The 16428-nt window shown below is 47.4% G+C and carries 15 protein-coding genes and 1 CRISPR repeat array (1 of these 16 only partly in view); of the genes, 8 read left to right on the top strand and 7 right to left on the bottom strand.

The window, feature by feature from the left end; genetic code table 11:
* A CRISPR array of direct repeats spans nt 1-427; the repeat unit is 30 nt; unit sequence GTTAAAATTTACTCCGTTGGAGTTTGAAAC (it extends 190 nt beyond the left edge of the window).
* A 172-nt stretch (nt 428-599) separates the two neighbouring features.
* From E4V70_RS06260 to typA, 3 genes are all read right to left on the bottom strand, one after another.
* A complete protein-coding gene (locus tag E4V70_RS06260; RefSeq protein ID WP_009494797.1) occupies nt 600-866 on the bottom strand; it encodes a heavy-metal-associated domain-containing protein in 267 nt (88 codons plus the stop codon).
* The gene (locus E4V70_RS06255; protein WP_122862304.1) at nt 863-1123 is read right to left on the bottom strand and encodes a heavy-metal-associated domain-containing protein; all 261 of its coding nucleotides are present in this window, start codon (nt 1121-1123) and stop codon (nt 863-865) included. The genes E4V70_RS06260 and E4V70_RS06255 overlap by 4 nt, the downstream gene beginning before the upstream one ends.
* A gap of 233 nt (nt 1124-1356) precedes the next feature.
* Nucleotides 1357-3165 (bottom strand): translational GTPase TypA, encoded by a 1809-nt coding sequence (gene typA, locus E4V70_RS06250; protein WP_122862303.1) that lies wholly within the window; start codon nt 3163-3165, stop codon nt 1357-1359.
* Nucleotides 3166-3283: 118 nt separating this feature from the next.
* Between typA and fliK the strand changes: the two genes are divergently transcribed.
* From fliK to E4V70_RS06215, 7 genes are all read left to right on the top strand, one after another.
* Entirely contained in the window at nt 3284-4672 is a 1389-nt protein-coding gene (gene fliK / locus E4V70_RS06245) for a flagellar hook-length control protein FliK (RefSeq protein WP_122862302.1), read from the top strand.
* Between the two features lie 47 nt (nt 4673-4719).
* A complete protein-coding gene (locus tag E4V70_RS06240) occupies nt 4720-5424 on the top strand; it encodes a flagellar basal body rod modification protein (protein ID WP_122862301.1) in 705 nt (234 codons plus the stop codon).
* Between the two features lie 4 nt (nt 5425-5428).
* A complete protein-coding gene (locus E4V70_RS06235; RefSeq protein WP_122862300.1) occupies nt 5429-7060 on the top strand; it encodes a flagellar hook protein FlgE in 1632 nt (543 codons plus the stop codon).
* A gap of 143 nt (nt 7061-7203) precedes the next feature.
* Entirely contained in the window at nt 7204-8226 is a 1023-nt protein-coding gene (locus E4V70_RS06230; RefSeq protein WP_122862299.1) for a ribonucleotide-diphosphate reductase subunit beta, read from the top strand.
* Nucleotides 8213-8983: a carbon-nitrogen hydrolase family protein gene (locus E4V70_RS06225; RefSeq protein WP_122862298.1), complete on the top strand. Its 771-nt coding sequence runs from the start codon at nt 8213-8215 to the stop codon at nt 8981-8983. Before E4V70_RS06230 ends, E4V70_RS06225 begins: the two co-directional genes overlap by 14 nt.
* A complete protein-coding gene (locus E4V70_RS06220; protein WP_122862297.1) occupies nt 8980-9612 on the top strand; it encodes a protein-L-isoaspartate(D-aspartate) O-methyltransferase in 633 nt (210 codons plus the stop codon). The genes E4V70_RS06225 and E4V70_RS06220 overlap by 4 nt, the downstream gene beginning before the upstream one ends.
* 142 nt (nt 9613-9754) lie before the next feature.
* Nucleotides 9755-9973 carry a hypothetical protein gene (locus E4V70_RS06215; protein WP_122862296.1) on the top strand — a complete coding sequence of 73 codons (219 nt, stop codon included), beginning with the start codon at nt 9755-9757 and terminating at the stop codon, nt 9971-9973.
* A gap of 264 nt (nt 9974-10237) precedes the next feature.
* Here E4V70_RS06215 and E4V70_RS06210 read toward each other — a convergent pair whose 3' ends face one another.
* From E4V70_RS06210 to E4V70_RS06200, 4 genes are all read right to left on the bottom strand, one after another.
* A complete protein-coding gene (locus tag E4V70_RS06210; RefSeq protein ID WP_122862295.1) occupies nt 10238-12235 on the bottom strand; it encodes a TonB-dependent receptor domain-containing protein in 1998 nt (665 codons plus the stop codon).
* Nucleotides 12236-12465: 230 nt separating this feature from the next.
* The gene (gene recJ / locus E4V70_RS06205) at nt 12466-14037 is read right to left on the bottom strand and encodes a single-stranded-DNA-specific exonuclease RecJ (protein WP_122862294.1); all 1572 of its coding nucleotides are present in this window, start codon (nt 14035-14037) and stop codon (nt 12466-12468) included.
* A complete protein-coding gene (locus E4V70_RS10750) occupies nt 14027-14179 on the bottom strand; it encodes a hypothetical protein (protein ID WP_163026443.1) in 153 nt (50 codons plus the stop codon). Before E4V70_RS10750 ends, recJ begins: the two co-directional genes overlap by 11 nt.
* Nucleotides 14180-14415: 236 nt before the next feature.
* Nucleotides 14416-16080, bottom strand: coding sequence for a CTP synthase (locus tag E4V70_RS06200; protein ID WP_122862293.1), 1665 nt, complete (start codon nt 16078-16080; stop codon nt 14416-14418).
* 132 nt (nt 16081-16212) lie between these two features.
* Here E4V70_RS06200 and E4V70_RS06195 point away from each other — a divergent pair, with 132 nt between their 5' ends.
* Nucleotides 16213-16428, top strand: a complete 216-nt coding sequence (locus E4V70_RS06195) for a DUF4492 domain-containing protein (protein WP_122862292.1) — start codon at nt 16213-16215, stop codon at nt 16426-16428.

The following is a 16428-nucleotide window of genomic DNA, read 5'->3' as shown; positions in this document are numbered from 1 at the left end:
ATTGTTAAAATTTACTCCGTTGGAGTTTGAAACCTTATAAAACTCGCAGCGCGACAATAACTTTTTTTGTTAAAATTTACTCCGTTGGAGTTTGAAACTAATGATAACGCTTATCAATAAATTTTGTTGCTCTGGTTAAAATTTACTCCGTTGGAGTTTGAAACAATATAAAAAACTCGTTTATAACGTGCGATTTTGAGTTAAAATTTACTCCGTTGGAGTTTGAAACTTTGCTTCCGCCGAGCAGCGGCATAGTAAGCCCCAAGTTAAAATTTACTCCGTTGGAGTTTGAAACCTTACTAGCTCTGATTTACTTAACATTGTTTTATCGTTAAAATTTACTCCGTTGGAGTTTGAAACAATTTTCCTGCTTTTTAGCGCTCGCGTCACTATTTGTGTTAAAATTTACTCCGTTGGAGTTTGAAACTAATTTTCGAGAAAATTGCTTGAGTGAATTAAATGCTAAAATTTACCCCATTGAAGCGATGCAATGTTTTAAAGAGGGTATCGTATAAAATTCGCAGATAAATTTTACGTTTTCAAAAAGCCGTATCCGAGATCAAAATCGTAAATTTAGCCTCAGATACGACCGATGAATGCTATTTAGCGGATTTTAAAATCGCCTGATAGCCTTGTTTTTTGAGCGCCTCTACGACCGTATTTTCCGCAAAATCGTCCTGGACGACGATGTCGGCCGTTTTAGCCTCCAAATTTACCTCGAATTTCTTCACGCCGTTAAGCGTATTTAGCGTCTGCGTGATGACCTCGTAGCAGCTCACGCAGGCCATATTGGGGATCTCGTAAACCAAAGTCTTGTCCGCAAATGCCGCCGCGCAAAGCGCCAGCGCTAGAGCTAGCTTTTTCATTCTTTGATACCGACTTTGTATTTTTTGGCTTGGATTGCGTGCACGATGTCCATGACGTTCACGCCGCTATCTGCGGTGATGTTTACGTCTTTGCTTTTTAGATCAAAGCTCACTCCGGTGACGCCCTTGACGCCCTTTGCGGCATCTTCGATTTTCTTAGCGCAGCCGCCGCAGTTCATATTCGGCACGTTTAGTTCGTAGGTTTGCTCCGCAAAAACAGCGCCGCAAATCGCCGCCAAAAGTAAAATTTTCTTCATCATCGCTCCTTGAAAATAATATTTGATGTGAAATTGTATCACTATATTTCTTATATATTTATTATTTTTATTTATATTAAAATGTAATATAATTTACTTTTTTCTTATATTTAAAACTAAAATTTGACGTCAAATTTGAGCGGATTTAAAGCGGGCGTAAAATATTGCAGGAAAATTAAGAGGGGAATTTTAGCCCGCAAAAAGCATAAATTTGCAGGCTAAATTTATAAAATTTATTCTTTTGTTTTTGCCATTCTGCGGCGCATAGTCGGATCTAGATAGCGTTTGCGCACGCGTATGTTTGAAGGCGTGACTTCGACTAGCTCGTCCTCCTCGATCCACTCCAGAGCGCGCTCTAGACTGAGCTTTCTAGGCGGTACGAGCTTGATAGCGTCGTCAGAGCCGCTAGCGCGTACGTTGGTTAGGTTTTTGCCTTTGATCGGGTTTACGTCCAGATCGTTTGGACGGCTGTGCTCGCCGATGATCATGCCTACGTAGGTCTTGGTTTGCGGATCGACAAAAAGGATGCCGCGATCTTGCAAGTTCCAGAGGCTATACGCTAGCGTCACGCCGTTTTCCATCGACACTAGAGCACCGTTGCTTCGGTGCTCGACGCTACCGATGAGCGGGCGAAACTCGAGGAAGCTGTGGTTCATGATACCCTCGCCTTTCGTATCGGTCAAAAACTGGCTTCTAAAGCCGATGAGACCGCGCGCAGGGATCTCAAACTCGATCCTCGTCTGCCCGTCGCCGGTCGGGTGCATCGAGACCATCTCGGCCTTTCTGCGTCCGAGCTTTTCGATCACGGTGCCGCTAAACTCGTCAGGTACGTCGCACACTAGCAGCTCAAACGGCTCGCAGCGCACGCCCTCGATCTCTTTGATGATGACTTCCGGACGTCCGAGGCAAAACTCAAAGCCCTCGCGGCGCATGTTTTCGGCCAAAATCGTGATTTGCAGCTCGCCGCGCCCGCTAACCTTAAATTTACCCTCGCCGATGTTTTCGTAGCGCATCGCGATATTGGTTTTCATCTCGCTAGCTAGGCGTTCGTCGAGTTTGTTTGAGGTTACGTGCTTGCCCTCGGTACCGGCTAGCGGGCTATCATTTACGCTAAACACGACGCTAAGCGTAGGCTCCTCGATTTTTAGCGGATCAAGCGGCATCGGAGAGTTTGGATCCACGACGCTATCGCCCACGTCCAGCGCCTCAAAGCCTGCTATCGCCACGATATCGCCCACTTGCGCCTCGTCTATATCGCGGCGCTCAAGACCCAAAAAGCCGATGAGTTTTGAAATCCTACCCGTCGTTTTCGTGCCGTCGGCTTTAGCGAGCATAACGTTTTGGTTTTTAGAAATTTTACCGTTAAAGATACGCGCGATGCCGATTTTACCGACGTAGTTGTCGTAATCAAGCGTGAAAACTTGAAGCTGCAAAGGGTTGTTTATATCGCCGCTAGGAGCCGGAACGTGAGACAAAATCGTCTCGAAAAGCGGCTGCATATTTACGTTTTCGTCGGCCAAATTTAGCTTCGCATAGCCGTTTCTAGCCGCCGCGTAAACGACAGGAAACTCTAGCTGCTCGTCGTTTGCCTCAAGCGCCACGAAAAGATCGAAAATCTCGTTTATCACGCGGTCTGGATCGGCTGCGGGTTTGTCGATTTTATTTACGACGACGATCGGGCGAAGGCCGAGCGAGAGAGCCTTTTTTACGACGAATTTAGTCTGCGGCATTACGCCTTCTTGCGCGTCTACGAGCAGCAAAACGCCGTCGACCATCTTTAGCACGCGCTCTACCTCGCCGCCAAAATCGGCGTGGCCCGGGGTGTCGATGATGTTGATTTTGGTGTCTTTGTAGCGGATCGCGGTGTTTTTCGAGAGGATCGTGATGCCGCGCTCGCGCTCGATGTCGTTGCTATCCATCACGCGTTCGCCGACGGCTTGGTGCTCGTTAAAAGTACCCGATTGTTTCAAAAGCTCGTCAACCATCGTAGTTTTGCCGTGATCGACGTGAGCGATGACGGCGATGTTTCGTATCTTTTCCAAAATTTTTCTCCGTTATTAAAATAGGGCTGATTTTAGCCAAATTTTCCTTATAAAAATAATAAAGCTATTTTGGAACGTTTCTTGCATGGCTCATGAAAGTTAAATTTAAAGGGTTTTTATGCAGACTACTCAAAACGATATTTTATCATTTGACGCGAGCATCAAAGGCGGCGTGAAAAAACAGAGCAAAAATGCGCAAAAAGGCGGCAAAGAGGACGGCGAGTTTCTCTCTATGGTGCTAGATGCGGCCGCTAAAAAGGGCGAAAATTTAAGCGAAGAAGATCTAAAAGAGATGGCAAAAGCGGTAAATTTATCCACCCAAACGGCTCAAAATCAGCAAACTAAAGCGCCCATCCAAAGCACGGACGTAAAAGAAATTTTAGGCGAGGAAGCGGCGGAAAATTTGTTTGAAAATGCGACCTTTATGCAGCTTTTGCAAATTTTAGAGATGCTTAGCGGCGGCGAGAAAATCAGCAAATTTCCAAATTTCGAAAATCGCCTAGCCAAAGCGCTATCAAACGAAACGACTCTAAACGAGCTAAGGGGAGCTAAAAATCTAAACGAGCTAATAGAGATTGCAAATAAGCTAAATTTGGGTCTGGAAAATATCGAAGTGACGCAGGTTCAGGCCGACGAGCTAGGCGAGAAATTTCCGAGTTTGGCGAAAAAAGATTTCTTTGAACCCGTAACTCCTAAGAAAAATTTTGCATTTAGCGAGCTAAAAAACAAGGTCGAAGAGGCCATAAACGCAAACGAGCCAGAGCCAAAAGATACGCTAAATAAGCTACTGCAAGAAGTTTCTAAACCAAAAACCCAGAGCAATGAAACAACGACCGTAAACAAAGTAGAAGAGGTAAGCGAAGAAAATATAAGCGCGCTAAACGCCAAGAACGTAAAAGAAAAGCCGGAGAACAATAGTGCGGCGGATGAAATTTTAAAAGCCGATAAAAAAGAAGAAAAACGGGTAAATTTGCAGTCTCTTTTGTATCCGGAAAGAGAGCAAGATCAAGGCGAGCAGACCGAACAAAATAGCAATCAAAATAGCGATAGCGAACTAAACGCGATGGTAAAAGACGTGATCTCAAACGCAAAGGCTCAAACTAGAAATTTCCAAGCCGTGCGCGAGACGTTTGACAACTTTAGCTCAAATTTGAAAGAACAAGTCGCGGCCTACAAATCGCCTTTCATGCGCTTTAACATCACGCTAAATCCGCTAAATTTAGGCGAAGTCGAGATCACGATGGTAAATCGCGGCAACAATCTGCACATAAATTTCAACTCAAACACGCAGACGATGAACCTCTTTTTACAAAATCAGGCCGAGTTTAAAAACAGCCTCGTAAATATGGGCTTTACCGAGCTTGAGATGAACTTTAGCGATCAAAATCAGCCTAAAAAAGAGCAAGGGCAAAAAGGCTACAAAGGCTCCAAATTTAGCTCCGACGATACCGAGCAAGGCGAACGGACTGCACCTCGTTTAGAGCTCGTCATTCCCCGATACGTGTAAATTTGGAATCAAATTTGCTTGAGATATAAAAATTTAAAGGATAAAAGATGGCAAACGGACTAGAAACCAATAACTTCACGGTAAACAACCAAGCCGCCAAAAAATCGGCGGACGCCCTACAAAAGGCCGCAGGCACCAATCCAAACGCCCAGCTAGACAAGGACGCTTTTATGAAACTTCTTTTGACCGAACTTCAGTATCAAGACCCGACAAGTCCGATGGATACGGAAAAAATGCTAACTCAAACCAGCCAGCTAGCCTCGCTCGAGATGCAGGAAAATACAAACAAAATGATGCAAAAGCTAGCCGACCAGCTAAAAAATAGCACCAATATGTACGCCGTCGGAGTGCTCGGCAAGATGGCTAAAATCGGCGATAGCGGTATCGTAAAAGAAGAAGGCTCGGGCGTCAAATTTGCGGGATTTTTAGAAAGCGCGGCAAAAGGCGGTACGATAAACATAAGAGACAACAACGGCAAACTCGTAAGAACGCTGGAGTTTGGCGAAGCAAAAGCTGGCGCAAATACATTCGAGTGGGACGGCAAGGATAGCGCAGGCAACGACGCAAAAGCAGGCACCTACTCAGTAGAGATAAACTACGTAGATCTCGCAGGTAAAGCTAGAAGCGGCGGCGTAGGCAACTACCTAGTAGAGGGCGTCAAATTTATCGACGGCGTCGCGCAAGTAAAGGTCGGCGGACAATACGTCAGCATCGACAAAGTAAAAGAATTTACCGAGCCGAAAAAAGGATAAGTCAATGGTAAGAAGCCTATATAACGGCGTTAGCGGCGTCAGAACGCAGGGGTTTGGTATGGACGTTTGGGCAAATAACGTCTCTAACATAAACAACGTAGGCTTCACCGCTTCGATACCCGAATTTAAAAGCATCTTTTATCAAACCTCCATCGCCGCGGGCAATAACCCGACGCAGGACCAAGTCGGCCTTGGCGCTACGGGCATGACGACGGCGCTTAGCTTTTATAAGCAAGGCCCGTTTATGAAAACCGATAACGACCTAGATATGGCGATCGGCGGCAAAGGATTTTTTGGCGTGACAAACGGCTCGGGCACCTACTATACGCGCGCCGGTAGCTTTGGCGTAGATAAAGACAGATATCTCGTAACAAATCAGGGCAACTACGTCCTAGGTACGCAAAACGCGCTAACCCAGGTCGCTCCTAGTCCGGGCGCGATAGAGGCTTTTGGTAGAGTAAACAGCACGGCTGCAGTCACGCAGGCCTACACGCCAAGCATTGATACGACAGATCTTGACCTTGGCGACATCGGCTCTCAGGGCAAGATTCGCCTACCGGAGTTTTTGTATCTACCGACCAAACCGACCTCAAAGCTAACTTTTAAAGGCAATCTCGACTCATCTTTTAAAACTGAGCCTATCACATTGCCAGTCGATGCGGCAACCTACAATAGCAACATAGATAACGCCTCTAGAACCATAAATTTACGAGGACAAGTCACGGCTGATACTACGATAACTCGCCCAAGAAAAGGCGATCTAATCACCGTAACGGCAACCGACGCAAACGGCAAAACGGCTGAATTTAGCGCTCCGATCGACGAAAACGGCAACTGGAGCATAAGTCAAAAATTCGAAAATGATTTCGACCTAGCCGCGGCGCCGAATTTGACGGCTAAGATAAACACGACCAAAGAAGCGGCGAATCAAGAAAAATACAAAACCGAACTTTTAAGCGCCGACGGCACGAAAAATACTCTAGAACTAACGCTAACAAAACGCGTCCCTCAGGGTGCCAACGGTACGGTTTGGGATGCGGTGGTAACAGTAAAAGACGCGAGCGGCGCAGTAGTCTCAAACTCTAACGGCGAGTTAAATTTCGACCACGAGGGCAGACTGGTTAGCACGACTCTAGCTTCGGTAGACAGTAACGGCTCACAAATCAAGCTAGACTTCGGTACTCCAGCGGCTGCGGGTCAAATTTACTCGGGCGTCACCAGCACCGCGCAAGCAAAAAGCATCTCGATCGCTCAAGACGGCGTGCCAGAGGGTATTTTAAAGGATTATCACACTAATAATTCTGGCAATATATTGGCGCAGTTTACAAACGGTCAAGTCCGCTCCGTCGGCAAAGTCGCGCTCTATCACTTCCAAAACGAGCAAGGCCTTGCAAAAATGGGCGATAATATCTATTCGCAAAGCGCAAACTCCGGCGCGGCCTTTTTCTACAAAGACGCGGGCGGCAAAAGCATCTACGGCGCCCAAATCGCCAGTCGTGCGCTCGAGCAGTCAAACGTCGATCTAGCGCAGGCCCTAACGGAGATCATCGTCACGCAAAAAGCCTACGACGCTAATGCCAAGAGCATAACGACTAGCAACGAAATGCTCCAGCGCGCAATCGAGCTAAAGCGCTAAATTTAACCCGCGAATTTGACGCGGGTTAAATTTAGTCTTAACCGTAAAAGCCAAATTTAACGCGATCAAATAGCTTGCTTCAAGATATCTAAATAAATTTTTAGCTAAAATCAGCCCCAAATTTTACAAAACAAAGAAAAGACATGAACCGAAAAAGAATCTACAATCCAAGCTCAAACGAAAATTTGACTGACCGCCGCGTATTTAACGGCAATCCGCACGGCATTTTAAATTTCACCAAGGCAAAATACCAGTGGGCGCTCAAGCTCTGGGACCTGATGGAGGCCAACACGTGGTTTCCAAAAGAGGTCGACACGTCGGGCGACGTACGCGACTACGCCTACAACCTCACGCAGGCCGAAAAGCGCATGTACGATCTAGTTTGGAGTCAGCTCATCTCGATGGATAGCTTCCAGACAAACAACCTGGCCGACAACATCAACCCGTACATCACCGCGCCCGAGATCAACGCCTGCCTAGCGCGCCAAGCATACGAGGAGGCCAACCACTCCAAGTCCTACGCCGTCATGGTCGAGGCCATCTGCGACAACACCGACCTGATCTACGAGATGGAGAAGCACGACGAGGTTTTGCGCGAGAAAAACGACTACATCTCAAGCGTTTACGAGGAGCTTGCGGGCGAAGTCACGGACGAAAAGCTGCTACTTGCCATGGTGGCGAATCAAATTTTAGAAGGTATTTATTTTTATAGCGGTTTTACGGCGATCTATGCGCTGGCGCGTGCCGGCAAGATGCTAGGCAGCGCGCAGATGATCCGCTTTATCCAGCGCGACGAGATCACGCATCTACTGCTATTTCAAAACATGATAAACAGCGTCCGCGCCGAGCGTCCCGATCTTTTTACGCCTGAGACGGAAGCTAAAATTTACGATATGTTCGAGCGCGCGGGCGAGCTTGAGATCAAATGGGGCAAATACATTACGCAAAACCAGATCATGGGCTTTACCGACGACATCATCGAGCAATACATCCGCTACCTCATCGACCAGCGCCTAGTCGCCATCGGGCTAAAGCGCCGCTACAACGTCGCTCACCCGATCAAATGGGTCGATGATTTTGCTAAATTTAACGACCAAAAGAGTAACTTTTTCGAGGCGAAAGTAACAAACTACAGCAAAGGAAGCATCAGTTTTGACGACTTTTAGTCCAAATTTATGCCCTATCATCCTAACTGCGCCGACTTGCCGGCAAAGACAGGACGAGCTGCTAGAAAAAATCGCCGCCGCGCCCGAAAATTCGGTCATCCTAGCTAGCGAGCTGTGCGTGAGCGGATATGACTTCGACGGATTTTTTAGCGGAGCAAACCGAGCAATGCTGGGCGGCTCGATCGGTAGCTTTGACGCTATACTTTTTGAAGCGCTACAAGAAGCGCTAAGTCCCGATAAATTCCTCGGACTAACGCACCTAACGAGCCTAAACCGCGCCAAAGGACTCGCGCAAATTTCAATCACGCAGGCGCAAAAAAACGAAATTTACAACGAATTTATCCTGTTAAACAGCCAAAACGTCTTTTATGCGCAAAATAAATCAAAGCTTTTTCGCCCAAATTTAGAGCACGAAATTTTTGCCGCAGGAGACGACGGGACGATAAAGCCGTTTGATTTTAAAGGGCTAAAAATCGGCGTTTTAATTTGTTTTGAGCTTAGATTTTCAGAGCTTTGGGCACAGCTAAAAGGCTGCGATATCATCCTGGTACCCGCGATGTGGGGCAAGGCGCGCGAGGATGCATATCTTACGCTTTGCAAGGCTCTAGCGATTGCCAATAGCTGCTACGTCGCGGCCGCAAGCTCGCTTGATTTGGAGTTTTCAGGCATATTTTTACCGAGCGGCGAATTTGCAAAAGAGGCCCAATTCGACTCAAATTTGATCCTTGAAACCAAACGAAATTTGGGACTTTTATGACCGCTCTTGAAAAATCAAAATGCACAAACATGGCCGACGAGATCGGCGATATACTCACTCTGACGCCCTCGCTTTACAAGGCGCTTTGCGACACTCCGCGCGAGATCTTTGCGCCCGTCACGCGCCACGCGTACAGCCTAGACGCTCAGCCTATCGGCGGAAATCAATGGATCAGCTCGCCTCTAACGGTAGCCAAAATGACGCTGGCGCTTGAGGCCGAAGATATCGACAACGCCCTAGAGATCGGCTGCGGCAGCGGTTATCAGGCGGCGATTTTATCGCATTTAGCGCACAGAGTTTTTAGCGTCGAGCGCATCGAAAAGCTCGCAAGCGAAGCCAAAAAACGCTTTGAGGTACTTAAAATCCACAACGTCCACGTGCGCTTTGACGACGGAAACGTCGGCTGGAAAAGCTACGCGCCCTACGACAGGATTTTGCTCTCGGCCGCGGCGCAGCAGGTGCCGCAGACGCTTTTTAACCAGCTAAAAAACGGCGGCATTTTAGTAGCTCCTATCAAAAAAGACGGCAAACAGTTTATCGTCAAATTTACAAAAGACGCTCGCGGCGAGATAACGCAAAAAGCGCTTGACGAGTGCTTATTCGTACCGCTTTTGGGCGGGATAGAGTAGCGAAGGTCGTCAAATTTGACGCCGTTATTTTATGAACTCCGCTTTAAATTTGACTATGCAAACCCGCTCGCCGCGAAATTTTGCCATACGTTAAACCTAAAACTGTATAATCATCGCACAAATTCTTAACAAAGGAGCTAAAATGGCAACAGATCGCGAGTTGGTTAATTTCTCAGAGGAACACGAGCTAAACACGGTGCTAGCAAGACACGGCAAGGCTCAAAGCATCGCAAACCGCGAGGTGCTTTGCGAGCTCGGTAAAGAGTGCAAGGAAAAACTAGGCAAAAGAGTGCTAGCGCAAGATGAATTTGACGAGTTTTTAAAACCCGTTTTAAATCGCTTGGAGAATAAAAGAGCTTAAATTTCGGGGGATTTCCCCGAAATTTCTATTCAAATTTCCCGCCTTTTAAATACTTATACTATTTTCTCGTTTTCAAATTTACATTCTCAAAATTTAACTTCAAATTTGATTGCCAAGCGGCAAAAAACGCACGCAAATTTATAAATCCAAAAACCGGCAAGAGCCATAAAACCTGGTGCGTCAAATTTGACGTCAGCATAAATTCGGAGCGGCTTAAAACAAAGCACAAAGCCAAAACCGCGCCGAATTTAACCGAGCTACGCCCTAAAAATGCACCTTAAATTTCGCCCAAAAACTTCTGCCCGGCTCATAAAGCCTAGTGCCGTTCGGGATAGTTTCGTAGCCTGCGATACCGCCGCCGTAGCCGCCTTTTGAGTTATGATAGGCGTATTTGGCGTCGTTTAGGTTTTCGGCCGCTAGTAAGAATTGATAATTTTTATATTTATAGCCCGTGCTTAGTCCTAGCGTCCAGAAGCTATCGCTCTTACCCAGGTCCATGCCGCCCACGTCGCCGTAGCCCTTTTGCGCGCGGTTTTGCGACGCGTTAGCGTAGAAGTCGGCTTTGACGAACCAGTCGGGCTTTTCTAGGCCGGCGCTTAGTTTAAACGTTAGAGGAGAAACCTTAGGTAGCGCGTCGCCGTCTTTTAGGCCACCCGCGTTTTTAGTCACCTTGCCGTAGACGTAGGATACTCCCGCCCCCAGCCTAAACATATCGTCTAGCAGCGTAGTGCCCTCGATCTCGCCGCCGTATAGCAGGGCGTCGGTATTAAAGGCGTCTGAGGACATACCCATCGTATTATACTTTAGCATAATATAATCATCCATCTTTGAGACGAAGAAATTTGCGTTTAGTTCGTAGTTTTTATCTTTTAGCACTGCACCAAAATCCAGCTGCGTGTTTCTTTCTTTATGTAGCGCTAAGTTCGCATCCTTGTTCGTTTCCCAGTGATCGGGCATCCTTTGGGCGTGCCCTAGCCCAGCATAAAGCGTTAAATTTTGCAGATATTTTTCGTATCTAAAAAAGCCTGAGAATAAATTTTCTTTTCTGCTCTTATGCGTTTTTAACAGTTTTCTCTCGCCCGCGTCCAGCCTAAGTCCGCCAAAAAGACCGTAGTCGTTTTCAAGGACGTATTCGTTTTGGGTGTATATCGTTTTATACGTTACCTTGCGCTCTTTTACGTGCGGCTTTGATAGGGCGGCGTCCATTTGGGCTTTAGATACGCCGGCTCCGCCCGTTCCAGCGCCTCTCCACTTAAATACATCCTCAGAGTACCCAGCACCAAGATAGCTGGTTAGATTATCGAAATTTAACTCGCCTTCTAGCTTAAAGCCGTACATATCGCGTATCGGGTGACTGATGCTATATCCCTTGCCGGGCCCCGTACCCGGCACCACCGGACGCATGGTGAAGTTGTCCATTATGTGATCGATTTGATGATAATACGAGCTTAGCCTGATCTTGTGCTCGCCGACGTCTTGTTCAAATTTGAGCCCGAAAGATTTACGGTCAAACTGTATGCCGTCCCTCATCCTATCGGCATACGCCGCTTCGCCCTCCCCCAGATCCGCGCTTAACTGCAAGGCGGTAGTTTCCGTGGGCGTTAGCGTACCCACGAGCGAGACGCTGTTGCGTTTATAGTGCGTATGCATTTTCTGCCCGCCGCCGCTTTTATAATCGCCGCTCTCGTAGTGTCCGCCGGAAACCTCTATGCTGCCTAGCTCGTTACCGGCTGCTACGTCCGCGGTAGTTTCAAACCGCTTAAAACTACCGCCCAGCACGCTTACGTTTCCTCCGAAGCTCGGTTTTGACAGCCTTGCTATCTCTCTATCGAAAAATATACCGCCGCTAATGAGTGCGCCGTATCTGACGTCTTGCGGGCCTTTTACGATGCGAACCGAGCTGTAGTTTTGCGCCGAGATGTAGGTGATGGGCGTATCCATACGCATGCCGCAGCCGCCGTTTAGCGTGCTGCCGTCGATCAGCACCGGCAGCCTAGCCGCCGTCTGTGAACGATAATAAACCTCGCTGCCGCCTCCGCCCTTGCGCTCCATCGTAAAGCCGTTCAAATTTGAAAGAGATTTGGCGATATCGCTGTTTTCTAGTATCGCGCCCTTGCCGACTATTTGCGCGTTGGTCGGCTCGTCGAGGGCTGATTTTTGCATTTTTGACGAGACGGTAACGGGACTCAGGCTTACCGCTTCCTCGGCGCTAAGCATCAAATTTGACGCCATGGCCAGTGCCAAAACGTAAGAAATTTTCATTTTCGCTCCTATAAAATTAATATTTAATATTGAAATTGAAGCAAAAATAAACTTAAATAAAGAACGAATATTTATGTAATGTTAATTATTTTGTATGAAATTTGGCTCAAACTGTGCTATTTAGGCAGTTTGCGTTAAGCGTGTAGAAAAGTAACTTTAACGGATTAGAATTATAAATTTAGGTAATCTCGGTTTCATCAAATTTGAGCTCAACAAAACCGAGATTAAATTTACAAAATCTCTTTTACCAGTAGTTGCGGCGTGACGAGTCCGCGAAAAGAGTTTTTCGATACCGAAAAAACGAGGTCTATGCTCTCGCCTGCATGCGGCTCGCGAGTGAAGTTAAAAAACAGCGCCTCGAGGCACTTGCCGTCTTTTTGTAGGATTAGTTTTAGGTGATTTTGTTCTCTGCCGATTAGTTTTTTGTTTTTGACGACGGCGGATTTGATTTCAAAGAGCGGGCGCGGATTTTTCTGTCCGTAGGGCTCAAAATGCTCCAAAATTTCAAGCAACTCAAAGTCCACTTCGCCGGCTTCTATCTCGCCTAACGGCTCGTCAAACGCGCTAAATTCGTGCAAATCCATCAGCATACACGAGCTATTTATCGCGGTTTTAAACGCTTCTAAATTTGCCGGATCTATCACGATGCCGGCCGCCCCTTTGTGTCCGCCGTAGCCCGCAAGCAGCTCTTCGTGGCTAGCGATGAGCGAGAGGATGTCTAGCTTACCCACGCTTCTAGCGCTGCCTTTGGCGCGGTTTTCGTCGATGCTAAAGACGATGGCGGGCTTTTTAAACTGCTTAGCCAGGCGCGAAGCGACGATACCGATGACGCCCTCGTGCCAGCCCCTGCCCCACGTTACGATGATGTGCTCGTCCTCGCGCACGTCCTTTAGCGAGCACTCAAAAAGCGTGCGCTCCTCCTCCTTGCGCGAGTTGTTAAAGCTCACGATGGTGTCGAGGCACTCGCAGGCGCGGTCTAAGCTTTTGGCGCGTAAGAACTCAAAAGATACGCTCGCATCGTCCATACGGCCCGAGGAGTTGATGAGCGGCGCGATGAGAAAGCTAATATCGTCGCACTCAAATTTATCCTTGCCATAAAGCTGTTTTATCGCCGTAAATGCGGGCCTGCGCGAGCTGTTTAGGCGGTTTACGCCAAGCTTAACCAGGATGCGGTTTAGATCGCGAAGCTCCATCATATCGGCTATTATCGCGATAGCGAGGAGGTCGAGAAATTTACCCATATCGTAGTTGATGCGGCACACGTCTTTTAGTGCGCCCACTAGATACCACGCGACCTGAGCGCCACAAATTTCGACGTTTGGAAAAGGGCAATCCTTTTGCTTTGGGTTGATGATCGCATAGGCCTCAGGCAAGACGTCGGGCGGCATATGATGGTCGGTGATGATGAGATCTATGCCTTTTTGCTTGCAAATTTGAGCCGCGTCGTTTGCCGAGATGCCGTTGTCTACGGTCACGATGAGCCCTGCATCCGCGATCTCTTCGACGATCTGCGGATTTAACCCATATCCGTCGCTAAAGCGATTTGGAATACGCACGAAATACTCGCTAACGCCCAAATCATCGAAAAACTCGGCCATTATGACGCTGGCGATCACGCCGTCCACGTCGTAGTCGCCGACGATGACGATCTTTTCGTTTTGCTCGATCGCGCGTTTTATGCGCTCGGCACCTTTAAATACATCCTTTAACGCATCAGGCGTAGGAATTTCTGAAAGTTTTTTGTGAATGTCCTTTTCAAATCTTTGGTTCAGTAATTCCTTTATCTTTTCCTTATTTAACATCGTTTTGACGGGCTTTTGCGTAAGCCTCGCCGTCAAATTTCGCCGCCTTGCCACCGTTTTTGCCTAAATTTTCGATCGCCTCGGGGGTCAAATTTACCCCTGTCGCGCCGCAAAAAAGGCTAAATTTTGGTTCAAATTTCATCTTTTTCCTTCTTTTTTATTTTCTAATGCGCAAATTATATCTTTTTGAAATTTAATTTCTGATAATTGTAAATAAAGCGGCTATTTTACGGCTTAGGTGCGGGTTTAAAAGCTTTGCAAATTTGATACTCTTTACAAATTTAACGTTTTTAAAAAGGTGAATGCGAGCGTAAATTTTAAATTTAACGGAAGTAAAAATTATGAAAGAAATTTAGAGCCGAGCGGCTCTAAATTTGATTATTTCGATTTTTCTAGGCTAGCCTTGATAAAGCCCAAAACTACGGGATTTGGATTCGTCAGACGGCTGGTAAATTCCGGATGAAACTGCACGCCGACAAACCACGGATGCGAGTTTTTAGCGCCCGTCGCAGGCGAGCTAAGCTCGACGGCCTCGATCAGCCCGTCGCTCTCGCCGCTAACTATCAGGCCGTTTGCTTCAAATTCGGCTCTATATTTCGGATTTGCCTCGTAGCGGTGGCGGTGGCGTTCTTTGACGCATTTGGCGCCGCCGTAAATTTGACTCAGCAACGAGCCAGGCTTCACATCGCAAGTATACGCGCCAAGCCTCATAGTGCCGCCGACCGGACTTTGGTGAGTGCGGATCTGCGTTTGGCCGTGCGCGTCGATGAAACTATCGATGAGATAGATGATAGGATTTACGCACTCGGGCTTAAATTCGACCGAATTTGCGTCCTCGAGCTTTAGTACGTTGCGGGCAAACTCGATGAGCGATAGCTGCATGCCTAGGCAGATACCAAGATACGGCACGCCGTTTTCGCGGGCGTATTTGATCGCTTCGATCTTGCCGCTCACGCCGCGCTCACCAAATCCTCCCGCAACTAGCACGCCGCCTACGTCTTTTAGTAGCTCCTCGACGTTTGAAGGCTCGATTTTCTCGCTATCTATCCACTTTAAATTTACCCTCGCGTCAAGGCTCGCACCCGCGTGGATAATGCTTTCAGTTAGGCTCTTGTAGCTCTCTTTTAGATCGACGTATTTGCCCACAAATGCTATCGTGGTTTCTTTCGTTGGAGCGATGATGCGCTTAACTAGGCTGTCCCAGTTGCGCATATCAAGCTTTAGTTCGCCCAAATTTAAAATTTCGGCGATCGGGGTTAAGACGTCTTGATTATAAAACGCGAGCGGCACCTGATAGATGCTAGCCGAGTCGATACTCTCGATGACGCAGTTGCGCTCTACGCCGCAGCTGGCGGCTATTTTATCCTTTAGCTCGCGGTTTAGCGGCTGCTCGGCGCGGCAGATGATCATATCGGGGCTGATACCGATACGGCGTAGCTCGCCGACACTGTGCTGAGTAGGCTTGGTCTTTAGCTCGCCAGCGACTTTTATAAACGGCACGAGCGTTAGGTGGATATTCATCGCGCGTTTGCGGCCAACCTCGACGCGAAGGGCGCGGATAGCCTCCAAAAACGGCAAGCCCTCGATATCGCCTACCGTGCCGCCGATCTCAACGATCAGTATGTCGCGACCTTCTCCCGCCTTTTTGATACGATCAACGATCTCGCCCACGATGTGCGGGATGACTTGGATCGTTTTGCCCAGATAGTCGCCTCTGCGCTCTTTTTCGATAACGGAGCTATAGACGCGGCCGGTCGTGAAGTTGTTATCTTGGCTTAGGCTCTCGTCTAAAAATCTCTCGTAGTGCCCCAGATCCAGATCCGTCTCCGCGCCGTCGTCGGTAACGAAAACCTCGCCGTGCTCGAGCGGACTCATGGTGCCGGGATCTACGTTGATGTACGGGTCAGCCTTTAGCATGCTCACCTTTAAGCCCGTGCTTTTAAGAAGCGTGGCGATAGAAGCCGCCGCGATGCCCTTACCTAGCGAGCTTAGCACGCCGCCGGTTATAAAAATATACTTTGTTTCGTTTGGATTTTTTTGCATATCGCGCCTTTTAAATTTTTAGCGAGATTATACCTTATTTAAAATTTATAAACGCTTGTGGGCATAAATAATTTTATAAAATCAAAACTTTAAAATGATATTTTAAGTTAAATTTCTGTAGTATGTTAAGTTATGATTAAAAAATATATTAGAAATATCTCGTCTTTGTATATAGACGGCTTTAGGAACATGAAGCTCGGAAAGAGCCTGTGGTTCGTGATAGCTATCAAGCTGCTTATAATGTTCGGAATTTTAAAAGTATTTATCTTTGATGAAAGTTTAAATTCAAAATTTGAGAGCGACGAGGCCAAAGCGGACTTCGTCATCTCAAATTTGACAAAGGAATAA

The sequence above is a fragment of the Campylobacter showae genome (assembly GCF_900699785.1).
GTDB lineage: Bacteria > Campylobacterota > Campylobacteria > Campylobacterales > Campylobacteraceae > Campylobacter_A > Campylobacter_A showae_D.
Note: the sequence above shows the minus strand (reverse complement) of the source record. Positions and strands in the feature narration are given on the sequence as shown.